The 19,943-nt window shown below is 38.4% G+C and carries 16 protein-coding genes; 3 read left to right on the top strand and 13 right to left on the bottom strand.

All coding sequences use genetic code 11. The features are described 5' to 3' along the window. Window positions 1-53 precede the first annotated feature (53 nt). Window positions 54-596: a YfaZ family outer membrane protein gene (locus CBE70_RS05215; protein WP_100158496.1), complete on the bottom strand. Its 543-nt coding sequence runs from the start codon at window positions 594-596 to the stop codon at window positions 54-56. A gap of 283 nt (window positions 597-879) precedes the next feature. Between CBE70_RS05215 and CBE70_RS05210 the strand changes: the two genes are divergently transcribed. Continuing rightward, a complete protein-coding gene (locus CBE70_RS05210; RefSeq protein ID WP_100158495.1) occupies window positions 880-2,334 on the top strand; it encodes a catalase in 1,455 nt (484 codons plus the stop codon). Window positions 2,335-2,437: 103 nt separating this feature from the next. Here the strand turns inward: CBE70_RS05210 and CBE70_RS18605 are convergent, their stop codons facing one another. The 7 genes from CBE70_RS18605 to CBE70_RS05175 form a co-directional block, all read right to left on the bottom strand. Then, the gene (locus CBE70_RS18605) at window positions 2,438-4,165 is read right to left on the bottom strand and encodes a M10 family metallopeptidase C-terminal domain-containing protein (protein ID WP_100158494.1); all 1,728 of its coding nucleotides are present in this window, start codon (window positions 4,163-4,165) and stop codon (window positions 2,438-2,440) included. A 166-nt stretch (window positions 4,166-4,331) separates the two neighbouring features. Beyond that, window positions 4,332-5,756, bottom strand: coding sequence for an o-succinylbenzoate--CoA ligase (menE, locus tag CBE70_RS05200; protein WP_100158493.1), 1,425 nt, complete (start codon window positions 5,754-5,756; stop codon window positions 4,332-4,334). Continuing rightward, a complete protein-coding gene (gene menC, locus CBE70_RS05195) occupies window positions 5,744-6,715 on the bottom strand; it encodes an o-succinylbenzoate synthase (RefSeq protein ID WP_100158492.1) in 972 nt (323 codons plus the stop codon). Before menC ends, menE begins: the two co-directional genes overlap by 13 nt. Next, window positions 6,715-7,572 carry a 1,4-dihydroxy-2-naphthoyl-CoA synthase gene (menB, locus tag CBE70_RS05190; RefSeq protein ID WP_100158491.1) on the bottom strand — a complete coding sequence of 286 codons (858 nt, stop codon included), beginning with the start codon at window positions 7,570-7,572 and terminating at the stop codon, window positions 6,715-6,717. The genes menC and menB overlap by 1 nt, the downstream gene beginning before the upstream one ends. Window positions 7,573-7,584: 12 nt before the next feature. After that, window positions 7,585-8,352 carry a 2-succinyl-6-hydroxy-2,4-cyclohexadiene-1-carboxylate synthase gene (gene menH / locus CBE70_RS05185; RefSeq protein ID WP_100158490.1) on the bottom strand — a complete coding sequence of 256 codons (768 nt, stop codon included), beginning with the start codon at window positions 8,350-8,352 and terminating at the stop codon, window positions 7,585-7,587. Then, window positions 8,327-10,021 (bottom strand): 2-succinyl-5-enolpyruvyl-6-hydroxy-3-cyclohexene-1-carboxylic-acid synthase, encoded by a 1,695-nt coding sequence (menD, locus tag CBE70_RS05180; RefSeq protein WP_100158489.1) that lies wholly within the window; start codon window positions 10,019-10,021, stop codon window positions 8,327-8,329. The genes menH and menD overlap by 26 nt, the downstream gene beginning before the upstream one ends. A gap of 346 nt (window positions 10,022-10,367) precedes the next feature. Beyond that, window positions 10,368-11,699, bottom strand: a complete 1,332-nt coding sequence (locus CBE70_RS05175; RefSeq protein WP_100158488.1) for an isochorismate synthase — start codon at window positions 11,697-11,699, stop codon at window positions 10,368-10,370. A gap of 211 nt (window positions 11,700-11,910) precedes the next feature. Between CBE70_RS05175 and CBE70_RS05170 the strand changes: the two genes are divergently transcribed. Continuing rightward, the gene (locus tag CBE70_RS05170; protein WP_100158487.1) at window positions 11,911-13,125 is read left to right on the top strand and encodes an alpha-xenorhabdolysin family binary toxin subunit A; all 1,215 of its coding nucleotides are present in this window, start codon (window positions 11,911-11,913) and stop codon (window positions 13,123-13,125) included. Between the two features lie 15 nt (window positions 13,126-13,140). Continuing rightward, entirely contained in the window at window positions 13,141-14,184 is a 1,044-nt protein-coding gene (locus CBE70_RS05165) for an alpha-xenorhabdolysin family binary toxin subunit B (protein ID WP_100158486.1), read from the top strand. A 59-nt stretch (window positions 14,185-14,243) separates the two neighbouring features. Here the strand turns inward: CBE70_RS05165 and nuoN are convergent, their stop codons facing one another. The 5 genes from nuoN to nuoJ are packed head-to-tail and all read right to left on the bottom strand — an operon-like array spanning window position 14,244 to window position 19,933. Beyond that, the gene (gene nuoN, locus CBE70_RS05160; RefSeq protein ID WP_100158485.1) at window positions 14,244-15,713 is read right to left on the bottom strand and encodes an NADH-quinone oxidoreductase subunit NuoN; all 1,470 of its coding nucleotides are present in this window, start codon (window positions 15,711-15,713) and stop codon (window positions 14,244-14,246) included. A gap of 6 nt (window positions 15,714-15,719) precedes the next feature. Beyond that, complete coding sequence (gene nuoM / locus CBE70_RS05155; protein WP_100158484.1) at window positions 15,720-17,249, bottom strand: NADH-quinone oxidoreductase subunit M; 1,530 nt, start codon at window positions 17,247-17,249, stop codon at window positions 15,720-15,722. Window positions 17,250-17,268: 19 nt separating this feature from the next. Then, window positions 17,269-19,104 carry an NADH-quinone oxidoreductase subunit L gene (gene nuoL / locus CBE70_RS05150; protein WP_100158483.1) on the bottom strand — a complete coding sequence of 612 codons (1,836 nt, stop codon included), beginning with the start codon at window positions 19,102-19,104 and terminating at the stop codon, window positions 17,269-17,271. Next, a complete protein-coding gene (gene nuoK / locus CBE70_RS05145; protein WP_023581731.1) occupies window positions 19,101-19,403 on the bottom strand; it encodes an NADH-quinone oxidoreductase subunit NuoK in 303 nt (100 codons plus the stop codon). The genes nuoL and nuoK overlap by 4 nt, the downstream gene beginning before the upstream one ends. Further along, complete coding sequence (gene nuoJ, locus CBE70_RS05140; protein WP_100158482.1) at window positions 19,400-19,933, bottom strand: NADH-quinone oxidoreductase subunit J; 534 nt, start codon at window positions 19,931-19,933, stop codon at window positions 19,400-19,402. Before nuoJ ends, nuoK begins: the two co-directional genes overlap by 4 nt. Window positions 19,934-19,943 lie beyond the last annotated feature (10 nt).

Raw genomic sequence — 19,943 nt, 5'->3', positions numbered from 1 at the left:
TGTTGATTTTTCTCAACACCTGCTTTTTATTTGATCTTTCTACTTTTTCTAAATTAGAAGCTTAAACCAGCTCCAACATAGAAACCATCAGCAATTTTATTATTACTTCTATTATGTGAGTTTTCGATTTCAATCACACGGTAACCCGCATTAACATGCAGTGGTTTAAATACCGTTAATTGAGCACCCACATCGGCTTCATAATAAGATTTGCTGCCAGAGGTTAATCCTTCAGGAGAAGCATAAGCTTCACCATAAACATTCAATGAAGGGAATACATTCCAATTTAAACCTACACCACCTGCTAGTGCAGCACCATCATCACCATTTTTTGGTGATAAGTAGAGTGCTTTACCTCCAACACTCGCTGAGAATGGCCCTAATGGTAATGCGAATTTTGCACCTAGGCTACCCGTCTGACCATCATGATCACTACGTGCCCAGTTACCATTGAAAGATAGCCCTGCGTTAGGATCGCCTAAACCCGCACGAACATCAGTGTAATGCTTACCCGCTTGAATATTCATTGATACTGCATTTGCATTACCAGCCATAAATAACGCACTTACAGCGCCGACCAATAAATATTTTTTCATTGTTATTACTCCAGCAAATAATTGTCCTAACTTATAATTATACAACAAATTTATTAAACAACTTTAGCTAAAATTGAAAGCTAATCTGTAGAATTTTCAATCTATGTAAATAAGTTACGTCTATCAATGTTATTGGTCTAATTGGTTTTATTAATGAGTTTATTATTGCTAAAGTGGAATTACAGTCAATATTAACCATAATAAGTATAAGGCTGTTCGCTTCGTTTTATTCACACATGCTATTTTTTAGAACGTTCATTATTTCATAAACTGGAGATATGTGATGGAAAAGAAAAAGCTAACAACAGCGTCTGGCGCGCCGGTTGTAGATAATAATAACTCGATGACAGCAGGCCCTCGTGGCCCAATGTTACTTCAAGATGTCTGGTTTCTAGAAAAACTTGCTCACTTCGATCGTGAAGTTATTCCTGAAAGACGTATGCACGCAAAAGGCTCTGGCGCTTTTGGTACATTCAAAGTGACTCACGACATTACAAAATATACTCGTGCTAAAATATTCTCTAAAGTGGGCAAAAAAACAGAGATGTTTGCTCGCTTTTCCACTGTTGCGGGTGAAAGAGGTGCAGCAGACGCCGAACGTGATATTCGTGGCTTTGCGTTAAAATTTTATACCGAAGAAGGTAACTGGGATATGGTGGGTAATAACACGCCTGTTTTCTATCTTCGTGATGCCCTGAAATTCCCTGACTTAAACCACGTTGTAAAACGTGACCCTAAAACTAATTTGCGTAATTTAGCTTATAAATGGGACTTTTTCTCTCATTTACCTGAAGCATTACACCAATTAACCATTGATATGAGCGACCGTGGTTTACCACAAAGTTATCGTTTTATTCACGGCTTTGGTAGCCATACTTATAGCTTTATTAACAAAGATAATGAACGTTTCTGGGTTAAATTTCACTTCCGTTGTCAACAAGGTATTAAAAACTTAATGGATGATGAAGCTGAAGCACTGGTAGGTAAAGACAGAGAAAGCTCACAGCGTGACTTATTTGATGCGATTGAACGTGGTGATTTCCCTCGTTGGAATTTACAAATTCAAGTGATGCCAGAAAAAGAAGCCTCAAAAGTCCCTTATAATCCTTTTGATTTAACTAAAGTTTGGCCTCATGCAGATTACCCATTAATCGATGTGGGTTATTTTGAATTAAACCGTAATCCTGAAAATTATTTCTCCGATGTAGAGCAAGCGGCATTTAGCCCAGCTAACATCGTTCCGGGTATTGGTTTTTCACCAGATAAAATGTTACAAGGCCGTCTATTCTCTTATGGTGATGCACATCGCTATCGTTTGGGTGTTAATCATCATCAAATCCCAGTGAATTCACCAAAATGTCCATTCCATAACTATCATCGTGATGGCGCAATGCGTGTTGATGGTAATAGCGGCAGTGGCATTACGTATGAGCCAAATAATGGCGGCATGTTCCAAGAGCAGCCTAATTTTAAAGAACCACCATTATCTATCGAAGGTGCAGCTGATCACTGGAACCATCGTGAAGATGAAGATTATTTCAGTCAACCTCGTGCGCTGTATGAATTACTGAGTGATGAAGAGCATCAACGTATGTTTGCACGTATTGCGGGTGAATTAATTCAGGCAAGTAAAGACACGCAAAAACGTCAAATTGCCCTATTTAAGAAAGTCCATCCTGAATATGGTGCGGGCGTTGAAAAAGCAATGAAAGCATTAGCAAAAAAAGACGCTAAATAATCGCATAATAAAAAGCCTTGTGAGCAACTCGGCAAAACAAACCTCCTAGTTAAATTGGTAATTAGGAGGTTTTCTTTTATTGCTAAATTAATAATTTCATTCTTTAACAAAAAAACTCATCGTAACTAAATTGGCCTGTAATATTAATCACCAAGTCAGGTTTATTTGAATTTTCCGTTGTCATAATCTGTATAGATGTTTTATTAACATCATAATTTAACATTAATTCATTTTTATTTTCTGTAAATGTTTTCACTAACTTCGGATTAATAATCTTGTTATTTTCTCCTGACTTGAATAATATAACATCATCTTTATCATTAAAATCAAAAATAATATTTTGACTACTCATCCCTTCTGATAAATTAAAAATAAAGACATCTCGCCCTTCGTTTCCATTAATTATATTATTACCGTTATTGATGATAAAGATATCATTACCAGATCCCCCATCCAGAATATTATTTCCTGCATTTACGATTAATATATCATCACCAGATCCCGCGTATAATAGATCATCACCGTTACCACTGAAAAGAGTGTCATCACCAGCTTCACCGAAGAGAATATCATCGCCATCACCACCGAGAAGAATATCATTACCTAAACCACCATATAATGTATCGTTACCTCCTCGGCCTAATAATGTGTCATTTCCTTTATTTCCCCATAAGCAGTTATCAGCACTATTTCCTATAATATAATCGTCTTTCAGTCCCCCTTTAGCATTTTCAATAACAACATCGTATGCAATAGAAAGATTACAACGTAGCCCCCCTACATCAGAGAAAGCACCTTCATTTAAATCGATTTTTTGGTCAACATCATATTGAGAAAAATCTAAGGTATCATTACCTCCCGCATCCCAAATACAGCTAACCAAAACATCATTAACAGAATGTAAACTATAAAAATCTCTTTCTGTATTAGAATTAAACCCATAAACAGTATCACCAATTCGGGTAGTCATATTTTTCCCATACAATTGTTGGATAGCAAATATATCCAATATTAATGGGGTCATGGGAGAATTATCACCAAAATTAGCCTGTTCTTCTTTCGGTTTTGTATATGCCATCACTGAGTATTTTAGGCTATTTTCTTCGACATCTGGTGATCCAGAATTCTCACTAAAAGGATGAGGTAGACCAAGAGCATGCCCTATTTCATGTATATAGTTCATTCTTACTTTTGCTCCAAGATTAAACATTTCCTCTTGATTTTCTATATGTCCATTAGCATTAAGATTCTCATATAATACATAGCCTTTTTTCCCTTCTTGAAAATAAGTTGCTATACCATCCGCATTCTCTTTAAAGGATTCTAATTTCTGTTTTCCTTCTTCTGTTTCCTGCACTTTTTTCATTCTTGTTATCAGCTTTGTTTTGGATATATTAATCCAAACTTGACCATCTCTATCATAATCTGAAACTTTATTTATTTCTTTATTCAAATCTAAATTTTTATTATAATAAGAGGCAACACCTTCCATAAGAAAATAATGACTACTAGTTATTTCATTTATATTATTATAAATACCAAATTTAATATGTGTATCATACAGAGTGTCTTTTTCTATAAACTCAATGTTTGCAATATCACTATATTGTTGCAATGATTCTTTTACTATTTTTCTTTGAGATTCATTCATTGTTGTCAATGTTTTATATTCTTTGCCTCTTAATTGACTCCAATCAGGAAAGCTAAATGTTATTTTAGTGGTCTCTTTATATAAATTTTCACTCTCCCAATTCAGCATAGGCATTGTGTTCTTCATTATATTAAAAACCGCATTAAACCCCGCTGTTTTTTCTTTATTTTTTATACTCATAAAAAACCTTATTAATAATTAAATTAAGGTTTTATTTTACAAATTTATAAATAATAGTATTTAAAAAAAAACACAAATATAAACAAGTTAACTATTTCATTTAAAATATTATTATTGCTTAAATTAATAATACTATCGATTAAATGTCACGAGTTAAGGTGATTTATTACCCTAATTGTGTTTTCACCCACTCTTGCACTTGTTTACGGGAGATTTTAATTCCGCCATTTTTAAGGCTTTCAGGAAGTTGTAAACAAGCAACTGGTCGTTGAAATCCGGCTAATCGAGAGTGATACCACTGTGGTAATTGATTAATTATTTCAATATCAGCATCGACAACCGCGACAGGACGTTGCCCAAATTCTGCATCATCAATAGGGACAACAAAAGACTGGCTAACACTTGGATGTGTATTAAGAATTTTTTCTATATCTTCCGGTTGAATACCTTCACCCGCACTGAAAAAAAGATTGTCCAAGCGTCCTAAAACACACCATTCGCCAGAGATAAAATCGCCTTTATCGCGTGTTGAATACCAGCCATCGACAGTGAACAATAACGGTTTTAATTTACCGTCAAACCAATAGCCTAAAGCAATACTGTCTGATTTAATTTGGATCTCATCATCAATTAATCTTACATCTTTGCCTTTTAATGGTAGCCCTACTCCTGCTTTACCATCGGCACGTTTAGCACAAACTGTGGATGCCATTTCTGTCATACCATACCCACACCAGCATTGAATTCCCTTATGTTCTGCTTCTTGCGTTAATTCAATGGGGATCATCGCACCACCTAATAAAACCGATTTTAAGGTGATTGTTTGTTGATTATCTTGTTGAGGGCTATTTTGTAAGAAACGCCAAAGTTGTGTGGGTACTAAAGAAGCATGAGTACAACCTTGTAAAGCATCAACAAAAGGATGCATTTCACGCACTACCAGCGTTGCACCACGTAGTAACCAGCGCCAAAATATTCCTTGCCCTGAAACATGAAATAAAGGCAAAGAGAGCAACCAGCTATCGCCTTTTTCAAAAGGCATTAATGATAAAACACCTTCCGCACTGCAAAGATGCGCAGCAAACGAATGAACGGCAGCTTTAGGTAAACCCGATGAACCTGATGTCAAAATAAGTGTTGCCATACGAGATGGCTCCCACTGTACATCTTCTATTTCATTTTTATGTTGACGTGGTGTGTTATCAAACTCAACACCATTAAGATCAAGCAAAGTTGCATCTAGATCTAGCGTTGATTCACTCAGATCAGCATAAAAATCAATATTTAAATGAGGCAATAAATCATCAAGTAAAGATTTTGGAAGTTGTGGATTTAAAGGTAAAACCTTCGCACCACATTGAAAAACAGCGAGTAAAGTAAAAACAAGATTGAGATGATTTTTTCCACGCAACAATACTGTGCTTTGTGTACCAACCCCTTGTTTCGCAAAATTATCAGCTAAGTGATTAATATGACAACTTAGTTGATGCCATGTGATAGGTGAAATACCTGAAATGATGGCCGTTTCATTTGGACTAAATTGCGCCCAGTGATGCCACGGCCATTGTGTAAATTGAACTACTGTTGCCATACTGTCTCTAGCTGTTCAAGAGAGATAAGCGGAATATCCACATTTGGCCAAGGACGAATAAGTTGTTGTTTAATTAAATCAACTGTATCTAGCCCCGGAATGCTATTAGGCGTTAACCACTGCGCAATTCTTGCCAATTGAGTCAATCCAAAACTACTTTCAATGCTAGAGCTGATAATCGCATCAAGTCCTAAGGCATGGGCTTGTTCAACTAAAGATTGACAGCGCTCAAGGCTTCCCACCAGCGTAGGTTTTATTACAATGGTAGTGACACCGGGTTGTGGTTTTACTTCAAAACCGTCGTCTCGTACAGTCTCATCCCAAGCGATGTTAATCCCTGTTACTTGTGAAAAGGCCAGTGACTCTTCAGGTGTTTTACATGGCTCTTCTAAGAATGCAATGCGATCTCGCCATTGCGGATTAACATATTTCGCAAAGCCTTCTGCTTTTACAGGTGTCCAGCTTCGATTGGCATCAAGTCTGAGTTTTAAGTCTGGAATGGCTTCTAATAACAGGTTAACCACAATGCCATCACGCACTGCTTCATATAACCCAACTTTAATTTTAGCGACTTTTTCACCTTCCATATCGTTAAGGCTTAAAATCAAATCATCAGGATCGCCATTACATAAAGGTGCAGCACGATAATTTGCATCTTGTGGCAACGTATTATCAAGCTCTGCTAATGCACAGCTAATACCAAAAGCCACACTTGGTAGTTCACTATGAACAGGGTTTTCACCCGCACACCAAGCTGTTAACCAAGATTGTGCAGCTTCTTGCGCTTGTTCTAAAGTTTCACGGCTAAACTCAGGAAGAGGTGAAATTTCACCCCATCCTTGTTTGCCATTTTGCTCTAAACAGACAAGAAAGCCATCACGCGATTTTAGCCTTTGATAACGCAGAACAACGCCTGCATCAACAGGAAGGCTGAATGAATAGAGTTTGGCGTTTCTCATTATGGGTTACGTTTAAATCGAGAGAAATCAGGTTGACGTTTTTCGTTAAAGGCGTTACGACCTTCTTGACCTTCATCAGTCATATAGAACAGCATGGTTGCATTACCCGCTAATTCTTGAAGACCCGCTTGACCATCACAATCTGCATTTAATGCCGCTTTTAAGCAACGCAATGCCATTGGGCTGTTTTCCAGCATCTCACGACACCAACGAACCGTTTCTTTTTCAAGGTCAGCATAAGGAACAACGGTATTTACTAATCCCATTTCCAGTGCTTCTTTTGCATCATATTGACGGCATAAGAACCAGATTTCGCGGGCTTTCTTTTGACCAACAATACGCGCCATATAAGAAGCGCCCCAGCCACCATCGAAAGAACCTACTTTAGGCCCTGTTTGACCAAAAATCGCATTTTCGGCGGCGATGGTTAAGTCACACATCATATGAAGCACATGGCCACCACCGATAGAATAACCCGCGACCATTGCTACAACAGGTTTCGGGCAAGTACGGATTTGGCGTTGGAAATCCAACACGTTCAGGTGATGTGTACCGCTATCATCACGGTATCCGCCGTAGTCTCCACGAATTTTTTGGTCACCACCTGCACAGAATGCTTTCTCACCGGCACCCGTTAAAATGATTGTACCAATTGCATCATCATAACGAGCATCAGCTAAAGCTTGGATCATCTCTTTCACTGTCAAAGGACGGAAAGCATTACGTACTTGCGGGCGGTTAATCGTAATTTTTGCAATGCCATCGACTGATTTATGATAGAGGATATCTTCAAAACCTTCAGAACAATCCTGCCATTCAATCGGTGCATATAATTTTTCTTCGCTCGGGTAAAGCATAATTAGGTTCCTTTAACCAAAGAGGGATAAAACATGATTTATCACCGCAGCATAAGCAACAGGCTGTGCCTGATGGGCATTATGGCCAGCGTGCGGGATAGTCGTTAATGGCAGCGAATATTGCTGCGCAATAGATTGAAATTTATTATCTTTTTCACCACAAAGCCAAATAAATGGCAATGTGAGTTGCTGTAATTCTGTGACAAGCCAAGGCTGATTACCTAAAGAAAGCATTTCTAAACTTTCTGCAATACAAAAACCAGCGTTACGACAGCGTTTTTCAACGAGTAACTGGCGCTTTTCAGCACTTAGATCGGCAAATACGGGTTGCTGATACCACTGCGTCAATACGTCACTGATAGGTTCATTACGGAAACGCTCAGCCCAGCGTTTATCATGGGCAATGCGACTTTGTCTTTCCATTGCATCATATAAACCCGGATTTCCACCTTCTACAATCAACCCCATTAATCCCGTAGTATCACCAAAACACGCGTGATACATCGAAATTCTGCCACCTAACGAATAACCAATTAACCAATAGTGGTCAATACCTTGCTCTTTAAGTGTATCTGTCAGCAACGTACTCACTTCAACAAAATTTTTCGCGCTGATAGAAGCTGAGCCTCCATGACGAGGCAAATCAATCACAAGTGATGGATATTCATGGCAAGCCTGAATGACCGGCTCCCATTCACAACCTTCACCTAATAGCCCATGCAACCAAACTAACCAAGGCCCTTCATTATGGGTATTATATCGCTGACATGCTAAAGTCATGAGATGTTACCTGTTTTACCAGCTGATTTAATGTTTTTGCACCATCAGTATCATCAACAATTAATTCAATTAATGTCGTTGTTGGTGCCCCTGCCCAGCATTTCTGAACAGTTGTTAACAGTGCATCCCAACTTGTTGGTGATACATAATGCAAGCCAAACATTGCGGCTGCGTGTTTGAAATTTAGTGAATGAGGCATACAGTAAAAGCGCTCTCGCTCTGCCTCTGGCGTTGGTAGCATTGAAAATATTTGCCCACCGTTATTATTCACTACGATAATAACATTAGGCGCATAAACTTGTTGATGCAACGCTAAACTATTTAAATCATACAGTGCAGATAAATCACCCAATATTGTTAATGTTGGCTTTTCTGTTGCGCGATGAACACCCGCAGATGTTGAAATTAAGCCATCAATACCACTTGCGCCTCGATTACTCATCACAGGATAACCTTGTGGTAACTGAGCAAATGCATCGATTAATCGTACTATCAGACTATTGCCAACAAATAATTGTCCATCATTAGGAAGTAATTTATCTAATTGGTGTGCAACCTGTGCTTCACCAAAATAATCAGTTATTTCACTGACTGTCTGATAGGTTTGTTTAGCTATATTAGTTAATGCATTAGCCCACGGTGAATTATCGACCGCAGGATGTGCCGTTAACCACTGCATAGGTGATAACGTAAATTTCTCGCCTTGATGATGACCAGGATCTAAGCGTCCAGGAATAGGATCAATAATCCAATACGTTTTTGGAGAGCATCCTACTTGCCATTGTAATAAACGTTTACCTGTTAAACTTGAACCAAATTGAATAACGATTTCAGCTTTATTTAATTCTGATTTTATCTGTGGATTATTCAACCATAAATCGGCACAAGGTAACGGTTGCCCCGTTTGTGATAAAACATCACCCAATAAAGGCCAACCTAATTGAGATGCCCATTTTGCAACTTCAACACCTTCTTCTGGGCTAATACGCCCTGCGATAACTACCCCTTTTTTCTGACGTATAACATCCCATTGAGGATGCGTCGATACAGAGGTAAAGAGGGGTTCTTGCAACCACGGCTTATCATTTTGCCACCAATGACCTAATGCCTCAGTCCACGGCGTGGATGTTTCAACATCATCACCATATAACGGCTCAGCAAAAGGACAATTGACGTGTAATGCGCCATGAACCAATGTATTCATCGCATTATCAAGTGTAGAAACTAACCAACTTGCGGGAATATCAGTTGTCGGTCGTGGTAAAGAGAGTGTTTTTGAAGGGTGAGTTGCAAAAATACCTTGCTGACGAATTGCTTGATTCGCGCCACAATCAATTAATTCTGGTGGTCTATCTGCGGTTAAAAAGATCACTCGCTCACCCGTTAATCCTGCTTCAATTAAAGCGGGATATAAGTTAGCCACCGCGGTACCCGATGTCACAATAACAGCAACAGGCTCTTTCGATACTTTTGCAAGCCCTAATGCTAAATGCCCCAATCCACGCTCATCAAAATGCGTATGACAGGTTAATTTATGATTTGCGGCTGCGGCAAGTGTTAAAGGTGTCGAACGAGATCCAGGTGCAATACAGATATGGCGTAAACCATGACGAGTCAAAGCTTCGAGTATAACTTTAGCCCATTGGCGATTAAACGAACTATTAGACATTGATCATCCCAACAACGAAAACCTGCAATTGCTATTATAATATCTGTTCCTAAATACTTTTCTTTAGCCTAGTTCAATGAACAGTCGTTTTCGTTAAATAAATCGTTAAAGAAACACTCAAAGAGTGCATTATTTAGGCTAATCATCCACTCTATTTTCAATGAACTCTTTTTATCGTTAAGAATAAGAATAAATAGCACAAGTGGCTTAAAGAATAGCATCAATTAGTTAACAAATCGCAATAGTTAATTGAAAAGTAGCACTAAAAATACCCTTAAAATAAAACCATCAAATTCTGATGGCTTTAATGATGCTATTTAATAAATTTGAGATTATCTGTAATAATTTAATTTTCTTTTTCTAGCAATGTACGCAAGCCAGCCGCTTTATTCTCAATTTCAGTCCATTCTTGTAGCGGATCTGAACCTGCAACAACACCTGCACCTGCATAAAGTGTCAGAGTATCATCATGCAGTTCACCACAACGTAGGCTTACTGCAAATTCTGCGTGTGGTAATCCTAAATATCCAGCAGAGCCAGCATACCAACGGCGTTCAAAAGGTTCATGTTGACGAATAAAAGCGCGAGCAATACTACGAGGTAAACCACATACCGCGGCAGTAGGTTGAAGCCGTTTTAAACAGTCAATATCATCAGAATCAATGAGTTTTCCATGTATATAACGACGAAGATGTTGCACTTTACGGAGTCGGATCACATCCGCTGCTGAAACATCAATACCTTCAACGCCTCCTTGTAATCGCTGACAAATATCATCAACCACCACCAAATTTTCATGCTGATTTTTTTTGTCATTCATCAGCCAATCTGCAAATTCTATCGCTTGCTGTTCATTGTCAGAGCTGGCAACCGTCCCTGCTAACGCTTCGGTATACAACATTAACTCATCACGTTTATATAATCGTTCTGGGGTTGAACCCATAAAAGCATCAGAAGGTGAAAAAGCCAGCATATAATGATAGCAGTGATGATTAACATCACGGCTTGCTTTCATAAATTGAATCGCTTTTAGCGGATTATCCAACGTCAAGCAAGTTGCCCTTGCTGGCACCACTTTTTCAAAATGATTTTGACGTATTTCATCTAATGCAAGCGTGAGATAATCGACCCACTGAGCTTGCGTTAAGGAGTGATTCACCGAAACCACAGAAACAGCAAGTGGCTCAATATCCAGTGCTTGATTTAAGGTTCGCAGAAAATCTAAGGTGCTTTGTTTATCACCTTCATTCAACATATTTAGGTGAACAGAAAGCTGTTGCTGGTGGCGTCGAATTTCAATCCGTGGCAGAAAAAGGTAGGCATCATCGCCATTTTTTTCATCAATACGGCCAGGAATAATAGTATCCCATGCATTTAAACCCCAAATACGTACATCATCAATACAGGGATCCGATTGATGCACAGCTAAAAATTGGTGCGCATCTTGAATATGATTGAAACAGCGTAATTGTCCACAGGCTGCCACTTCTTCATGTTCATCACGATGCTGCCAATAAAATTGAGGATAATACGACTGCGCAGCAAGCCATGAGAGCAATGAAAATGAAACCTCTGCTGGCAAGGTGACTTTCAAATGTAAAAGATTACCTTGTGCTGTCAGATTTATATTTTTAACTTTTTCGTACAGTGTCGAAAACACAGGATTAACCTTTTCCACTCCAAATACCCACAACTAATTAAAAGGGAGATTATACGTCTCTATACGAATTATCAAAGGGCTGATTAATTATAACCTTTGTCATTTATCAAAGTTTTGTATTTTTCATGTTACAAAGTAGAAGTGTTAATCGGCAAATCCTAAATAGTAAACAAATCATTCTAAGATAATGCTGTATAGATAAAAAATCATTATACATAAGTGAGGTTATATGGATACAACCATCTATGAACATGTCGATAAAATCATTGAGACATCTGATATTCCTAAAGTTGCACTTGGTTTAATATTAGGAATAGATATCGAAAATGGTCGATTACCGGGTATTGTTACCTCTAATGATTTAATTAAAATAAAGTCTTATATTAATAAAGCGCTTTCGCTTCCTTACAACATAGAAGATGTCATCAACTTTATTCATTACAATGAAATCAGCGTGCAACAACTTTCACCTGATAATATTCTCTCTCTTTTTATTAGAATACGTGATCATGCTTTTGAGTGGAATAAAATAGAATATGCGATTAAGCAACAAGCCATTGACTTAGAAATAATCGGTAGAGAAATTACCTCTACTGGTGAGAATATCATTTCATTTATTAATCAAATGTCTTTATTAGCAAAAATATCTACCGTTATTCATGATCTTTCTGAAAAAGAGTTAGAAAACATTCAATATCAACCTCAAGATAAAGAAGTTGCAACACAACTTATTCATATATTAGAAAGTATGAAAGAGGATATTGAAAATGAACGCGATAAAACCATTAAACTAAAAGAAAGTTTGTCTACCTTCAGAAGTAAAATAATGGGAGGAAAAGATAGTCAGAATGTTACCCACCATTCTATTTATCACGACATTCTTAATAAAAAAAGATTTATTAATGAGTTTTATACTGACAATAGTCATTCACTTATTGAAGAGCGTGATTTACTGATTAAAGAAATTGTCATGCTCAAAGATGAATATAAACACTATGTAGGTCTTGCTTTTACAGGACTCGCAATAGGGATTATTGGTGTTATTATCACAGGAGGAATATTCGGAGCAAAAGCCGAAGCCATACGTAAAAAGAAAAATGAACTTATTCAAAAAGTAAAAAAAATCAATACTGATATCGATATCTATGCTGGTTTATCATTGCATTTAAATACACTTTATATTGAATTATCTGAAATAGAGCAATTTATTGAAGATGCAAATCTAGCGTTAGAACATATTGAATATGTATGGCAAGCTATTTTAACAGAAATAGAAGCCTCAATAACGCACTTTAATAAAATTAACAGTGCATTAGAGTTAATTAAATTCAGGATTTATCTAGAAAAAATTATCGCACCTTGGTACATGGTTATTGGTTACTCAAAGGAAATTCTTCTCTCTTTCGATAATGCGCTTTCTACGTTTTATTCATCTAAAGATTAACCAAAGGATATTGTTATGGATCATAATAAAAACCCCGTAAAAGTAGAAAAAGACTTTAAGCATAACCAATTATTTCATGCACACAGAAATATTCTCTATTTGAGTGATAGTAAATGTTATCTGGATAGTACATTGGAGGAGGAACTCAATAATCTATTAGAAATAAATAGTAAAAATATTGAACGGATCATTTATTTTTCACTTAGCTTAAAAAGCAGATTAAGACAAAGTTTATTTAATGATGTTTTTAAAACAATCAATGAAATTGACAGTGAGATAAAAAAAGGAAAACTTAATAGTGAACTAAATAATAAGTTAGAAGAAGAAAAAAAAGAAATAATTAATATATTTTCAAATGAAATAGATGAAATAGCAAAAACTATAAATGAGCATCGCCACTCACTTTTATTTGAAATTAATCAATTAAAAAATAAATTCATCAAAAGTAAAATAACACCTTTTATCTATGATAAAGAGAATAGTATTAAAAAATATTCAGAAAAGATTGTTATCTTAGAAAACACATCAGAAGAAACAAAAAAAGAGCTGGATATAATCCGTGATAGTGAAGATATTTTGCATAAAAGAAATTTTTTCGAACTTTTTAAAAATGTTCTCCCTCAACAGCAACAAATTGAAAGCCTCAATATTGAGACAAAAGAGAAAAACATTTTATCTTCGTTAATAAGAATACTGAGTAATTTATTTTCTACGTTAGAATCTGGCTTTTCTTACAGTAAGATTGTTGAAACTCGGCATCAACTTACTTCTCTTTATTTATCACAAATAAAAAGCCTTCATCAATTACAAACTGAGCAGAAAAAAATATTATTAAATTTGAAACATCATTATAATCTTATGGATATAGATTATTTCCTTCATATATTTATTAAGCAATTAGAATTTCTCTCTGAACATTGGAAAGAAATTGCCTTAAAAATATTGAGATTAAAAAATAACACCTTATTAGATAAAGATATTATTATTCCTATTTTTTCATTTTTAGATGATTTTTCTTTATATTATGAAGATATAGAAAGAATGAAAAATCATCCGTGATAACGAAAAAACGGCTCTATCAAAGAGCCGTTTTATTATTTAAATATACGTTATTACGATTAGTTTACTGCGGGTGCAATAATCGCAAAATTCGTTAACTCTATAAGTGGTTGTGGCCATACACCTAAAGCAATCACAACAATCGCACAGATTAACGCAACAAATGTTGCCATATTCTGTGATGTTGTTGAAATAGCTGGCGTATTGTCATTGTCTGGTTTGCGTAAGAAGACGATAGCCGCAGCACGTAGGTAGTAGAATAAGCCAATTGCACTACCTAACACAACCATACCTGTTAACCACCATAAGCTTGAGCTAATGCCCGCAATGATGACATACAGTTTACCAATGAAACCTAATGTAATTGGTACACCTGCCAGCGATAACATCATCAGTGACATCACCACAGCAACAACAGGACGACGCCAGAATAACCCGCGGTAATCTTCCAGTGAATCCATTTCGCTTTCACGATAAGGACTTGAAGCTACGGCAATAGCACCAAACGCCCCTAGACTTGCAAACAAGTAACCAGCTAAATAAATTTCAGCTGTTTCTTGTGCTAATACAGGGCTGTATTGCAACACAATTAATGCTACTAGCAGATAACCAAGATGCGATACTGAAGAGTAACCTAATAAGCGTTTTACGCTCTTTTGCGTTAACGCCATGATGTTACCAAACAAGATAGAGGCAATTGCCATGAAACCTAAGATCATTCGTAAGGTTTCACTATCCGCAGCGGGTGCTTCAAGGAATAAACGCATAACAACAGCAAAAATACCAATCTTACTTGCCGTCGCTAAGAACGCGCCAGTTGGTGCTGGTGCACCTTGGTAAACATCGGGTGTCCACAATTGGAATGGGAATAAAGATAATTTAAATCCAATTCCCACTAACATCATACCTAAACCTGCAAGTACTAATGGTTTATGGATATTGCTATCACTTAAACTTTGTCCCATTGCAGTAAAGGAGAGGTTCCCTGCTTCTGCATAGAGAAGTGCCATACCAAACAGTAAGAAAGAAGAGGCTGCCGCTGAAAGCAGCATATATTTAATACCTGCCTCCAGAGATGGACGTTGTTGGAATGCGTAACCGATAAGACCAAACAGCGGTAATGTCAGCAACTCAATACCAATAAACATCGATGCGAAGTGGTGAGCAGACGAGAGTAAAATACCCCCAACTACCGCAATCGCAATCAGCAGATAAAACTCTTCTTTGTTATCTTGGTAGCCTTCTAACCAAGGATAAGCAAAAGCGATAGTTCCAATACCAGAAAGGATCACTAGTGCAGTAAAGAAGCTAGAGTATCCATCAACATGGTAAAGCGTGGTAACGTCCACTACGCCTAATGTATTAACGTAATAAAGTGATCCCAGCGCAATGATGAAACCTGTTGCTGTCAAAGTGGCAATAGTAAAATGATCGCGTCGCCACGCAATGGACAGCATCACAACCACCACCGTCAATCCGACGATCAATAGCGGTAGCATTGCGATCAATTGTTCAGGAGTTATTGTCATGGCGAATTACGGCCTTACTGTTGAAATAGAAGCGGAATACCAAGTCTGGAGATTTTCCATCGCTGATATTGATGTGTCTAACACTGGTTGTGGGAAGAAGCCCAAAATAACCAGTAAAACAACCAATGTGATCAGAATAAAAAACTCTCTCAGATCTAACCCTTTATAGGTTCTTTCAGCTGTTTTCGGTGAACCATAGTAAGCTTGTTGCATCATCCACAGTGCGTAGACAGAAGCAAATACTAAACCAAAGACCGAAATAATCGTGATCAGCTTAAAGTGACCATAAGTACCAAACAGGATCATAAACTCACCAACGAAGTTACCTGTTCCAGGCATACCTAAAGAGGCAACCGCAAAGAACAGTGAAAACGCAGGTAAGAAACGGATGCTTTTCCACAATCCACCCATTTGGTTCATATCACGCGTACCTAAACGCTCATACAGCATGCCACACATGATAAACAGACCTGCTGCTGACAAACCATTGGTGATCATTTGAATAATCGCACCTTGGTAAGCCAATACAGAACCGGCATAAATCGCAATGACGATAAAGCCCATGTGAGAAATACTACTGTAAGCCGCAAGACGTTTGATATCTGTCTGACGAAATGCCAGTAATGCTGCATAAAATACGGTAATTAAACCTAACCACATCGCCACAGGTGCCAGTAACGCTGACGCTTCAGGGAACAGTGGTAAGTTAAAACGTAATAGACCGTAAGCTGCTGTTTTTAGCAAAATACCTGATAAGTCAACAGAGCCTGCTGTTGGTGCTTCTGCGTGAGCATCTGCTAACCAACCATGTACAGGAACAATTGGCATTTTCACTGCAAATGCAGCAAAGAAACCTAACATCAGGATAAATTGTAGTTCAGAGCCTAATACTGTGTGTGCTTGTAATAAGGTATCGTAGTTAAACGTCCAAATACCTGTTTCACGGTAGAAAGCCACCGCAAGACCGATAATGGCCAGCAACATTAACAGACCACTAGCCTGTGTATAGATAAAGAATTTTGTTGCTGCACTAACGTGTTTTTTATCGCTACTTCCTTTGTGTCCCCATAAAGAAATCAGGAAGTACATTGGGATCAACATCATTTCCCAGAAGAAGAAGAATAAAAACAGGTCAGTTGCTAAAAATACCCCCATCACACCAGCTAAGATCCACAGCAGGTTAAAATGGAAAGCACCTTGTGATGGCTGATTTTCATTCCACGATGAAAGTACCGCTAAGATACCTAAAATCGCGGTTAATACAGTCATCAGCAATGACATACCATCAAGTGCAAATTGGATATTAATCCCTAAAGCAGGGATCCACGGCACAAAGTAATACTCTGTCCAGCGTGGCGCTCCATCCGCACTAAGTAGTTGATAATCGCCCTGCAACCAAAGTTGCACAGAAATAACGAGTGTTAATCCCATCGTCAGCAACGCAACCCAGCGAGGGACTTGCGAGCCGATTCGTTCAGCCTGCCAACTTAGCAGGCCACCGATGAAGGGAATAAGTATTAGCCAGGGTAATAACATGGCGCAATGTGTCCCTTAATTAAACCAGAAGCAGCAGAGCGATAACCAGCACTGCACCTAAACCGAGAGAAGCCGCATACCAACGTGCTAATCCATTTTCACTGAAACTTAATCCTTTATTAGTGCCTTTAAGCAGGCAGCCGAATAGATTAAAGAATTGGTTAACAGGATCATTTTGGATAAGCCACGCCGCCCCTTTATAAGGTTTGACAAACAGCACTTCATACAGTGCATCGAATCCCCAAGCATGGAACCACCATGTTGAGAAGAAACGACCTGTACGAGTATTAGCAACCTTAGAAACACATTGACGCTGTTTCAGGTATAACCATGCTGCAATGGCAACGCCTACTATCGCTACCACACCAGAAAGTGCTTCTAATACATATTTACCCTCATGCGATGCGTTTCCTTCAGGGAAAACAGCACCTAACGGCTGAGTAATTAACGCACCGATAAATGTTGATAACAGTGCTAATACCGCTAATGGGAAAGTATGAGTGAAGCCTTTAACTTGGTGTGCTTCGGTTTTGGTTTCACCATGGAATACGATGAAAATCAAACGGAAGGTATAAAGTGACGTAAATAACGCACCCACTAAACCTGCAAGCATTAAGTTAAAATGCCCGTTTGAATACGCACCCCATAAGATTTCATCTTTACTGAAGAACCCTGCTGTTAACAATGGTAATGCCGCTAATGCGCCACCACCAATTAAGAAACAAGCATAAACAAATGGGATCTTCTTACGTAACCCGCCCATCTTAAAGATATTCTGTTCGTGGTGGCAGGCAACAATCACAGAACCTGCAGATAAGAACAGTAATGCTTTAAAGAAAGCGTGAGTCATTAAGTGGAAAATTGCCGCATCCCATGCTTGAGCGCCTAAAGCCAAGAACATATAACCAATTTGGCTCATGGTTGAATAAGCAAGAATACGTTTGATATCGGTTTGTACTAAAGCCGCAAAGCCCGCTAACACTAATGTAACTGCACCAATAATACCGACTAACTCAAGTACTTCAGGTGCCATTAAGAATAGTGCGTTGCTACGTGCAACTAAGTATACACCTGCCGTAACCATCGTCGCGGCGTGGATTAATGCAGAGACTGGTGTAGGGCCTGCCATCGCATCCGCTAACCATGTTTGTAATGGAAGCTGTGCTGATTTACCTACTGCACCGCCTAAGACCATTAACATTGCCCAGTTAATGACGCTTGAACCTACGGCTAATTGCTCAGGCGCAAGTACTGCCATTTCACGGAAGCTCAATGTACCTAATTGGTCAAACAGGATAAACATACCGATAGCTAAGAACACATCACCGATACGCGTTACGATAAACGCTTTCATCGCAGCTGCGCCATTAGCAGGATTGCTATAATAGAAACCAATTAATAAGTAACTACATAGACCAACCCCTTCCCATCCCATATACATCAGCATCATATTATCAGCCAGTACTAAGACAACCATACTTGCGATAAATAAGTTGGTATAAGCAAAGAAGCGAGAATATCCCTCTTCGCCACGCATATACCAAGATGCATACATATGAATAAGGAAGCCAACGCCTGTGATAACACCCAGCATTGTTAATGAAAGACCATCAAGAACCAGTGTAAACGGAATATTGAAATTCCCTGCTGACATCCAGTTCCATAAAGTCAGGACATAAGTTTCTTGCCCGTTAGCAAAGAAATCCATACCAGCCCAAAGTGCAACAAGGGCAGATAAACCAACAGAACCTGTACCAATCCATGCTGATACGTTTTCAGACCAACGACCACGCGAGAAAGCGAGCAGTAAAAATCCCAGCAGTGGTAGCAGAATGGTTAAATAGAGTATATTCATCCGCGCATCTCACTGACTGTATCAATATTGATATTTTGGCGATGTCTATGAAGCTGTAACAACAATGCCAGACCAATACTTGCCTCTGCCGCTGCCAAACTGATTGCCAGAATATACATTATCTGACCATCCGTTTGACCCCAAAAGCTACCACCGACAACAAATGCCAGTGCAGCTGCATTAATCATAATTTCTAGTCCGATCAACATAAACAACAGGTTGCGGCGAAGTACTAAGCAGGTAAAACCTAACACAAACAGTACCGCAGCCAAGATCAAACCATGTTGAAGAGGTATCATTTTTGCTCCCCTGCGTTTTCGTTTTCGACGAGATCGTCATGGCTCTTATCACGACCAATGTGGTAAGCAACAATCAATCCAGACAATAAGAGAACAGATGCTAACTCAACAGCCAGAATATAAGGCCCAAATAAGCTAATACCGACCTCTTTCGCGCCAATCACTTCTCCAGCAATTTCACCGTGAGTGACACTACTAATGGCGTAAATTAACACGACTAATAGCATCAGAGATAAAAGCGCAGGCCCAATCCAAAACTTCGGTTGTAGCCACTTTTTCTCTTGATCAACGACGGATTTACCTAAGTTGAGCATCATCACCACGAAAACGAATAACACCATAATGGCGCCAGCGTAAACAATGATTTCTAATGCACCAGCAAAATAGGCGCCTAACGAGAAGAAAACCACAGAGAGCGCAATCAATGAAATCACTAAGTACAACAAAGCGTGTACAGGATTGGTATGAGTTATCACTCTCAATGTTGCAAGGATGGCAATCAGCCCCGCGATGTAAAATGCAAATTCCATGAATATCGCT

This window comes from Proteus columbae, from assembly GCF_002777965.1.
GTDB lineage: Bacteria > Pseudomonadota > Gammaproteobacteria > Enterobacterales > Enterobacteriaceae > Proteus > Proteus columbae.
This window is presented reverse-complemented; position numbering and strand designations above follow the sequence as displayed.

Coding starts and splice junctions, on each gene's coding strand:
- nuoM (WP_100158484.1), bottom strand. CDS start 17,249: ATGTTATTACCCTGGCTAATACTTATTCCCTTCATCGGTGGCCTGCTA.
- CBE70_RS05215 (WP_100158496.1), bottom strand. CDS start 596: ATGAAAAAATATTTATTGGTCGGCGCTGTAAGTGCGTTATTTATGGCT.
- menC (WP_100158492.1), bottom strand. CDS start 6,715: ATGAGAAACGCCAAACTCTATTCATTCAGCCTTCCTGTTGATGCAGGC.
- CBE70_RS18605 (WP_100158494.1), bottom strand. CDS start 4,165: ATGAGTATAAAAAATAAAGAAAAAACAGCGGGGTTTAATGCGGTTTTT.
- menE (WP_100158493.1), bottom strand. CDS start 5,756: ATGGCAACAGTAGTTCAATTTACACAATGGCCGTGGCATCACTGGGCG.
- menB (WP_100158491.1), bottom strand. CDS start 7,572: ATGCTTTACCCGAGCGAAGAAAAATTATATGCACCGATTGAATGGCAG.
- nuoJ (WP_100158482.1), bottom strand. CDS start 19,933: ATGGAATTTGCATTTTACATCGCGGGGCTGATTGCCATCCTTGCAACA.
- nuoL (WP_100158483.1), bottom strand. CDS start 19,104: ATGAATATACTCTATTTAACCATTCTGCTACCACTGCTGGGATTTTTA.
- nuoN (WP_100158485.1), bottom strand. CDS start 15,713: ATGACAATAACTCCTGAACAATTGATCGCAATGCTACCGCTATTGATC.
- CBE70_RS05170 (WP_100158487.1), top strand. CDS start 11,911: ATGGATACAACCATCTATGAACATGTCGATAAAATCATTGAGACATCT.
- menH (WP_100158490.1), bottom strand. CDS start 8,352: ATGACTTTAGCATGTCAGCGATATAATACCCATAATGAAGGGCCTTGG.
- CBE70_RS05210 (WP_100158495.1), top strand. CDS start 880: ATGGAAAAGAAAAAGCTAACAACAGCGTCTGGCGCGCCGGTTGTAGAT.
- nuoK (WP_023581731.1), bottom strand. CDS start 19,403: ATGATACCTCTTCAACATGGTTTGATCTTGGCTGCGGTACTGTTTGTG.
- menD (WP_100158489.1), bottom strand. CDS start 10,021: ATGTCTAATAGTTCGTTTAATCGCCAATGGGCTAAAGTTATACTCGAA.
- CBE70_RS05165 (WP_100158486.1), top strand. CDS start 13,141: ATGGATCATAATAAAAACCCCGTAAAAGTAGAAAAAGACTTTAAGCAT.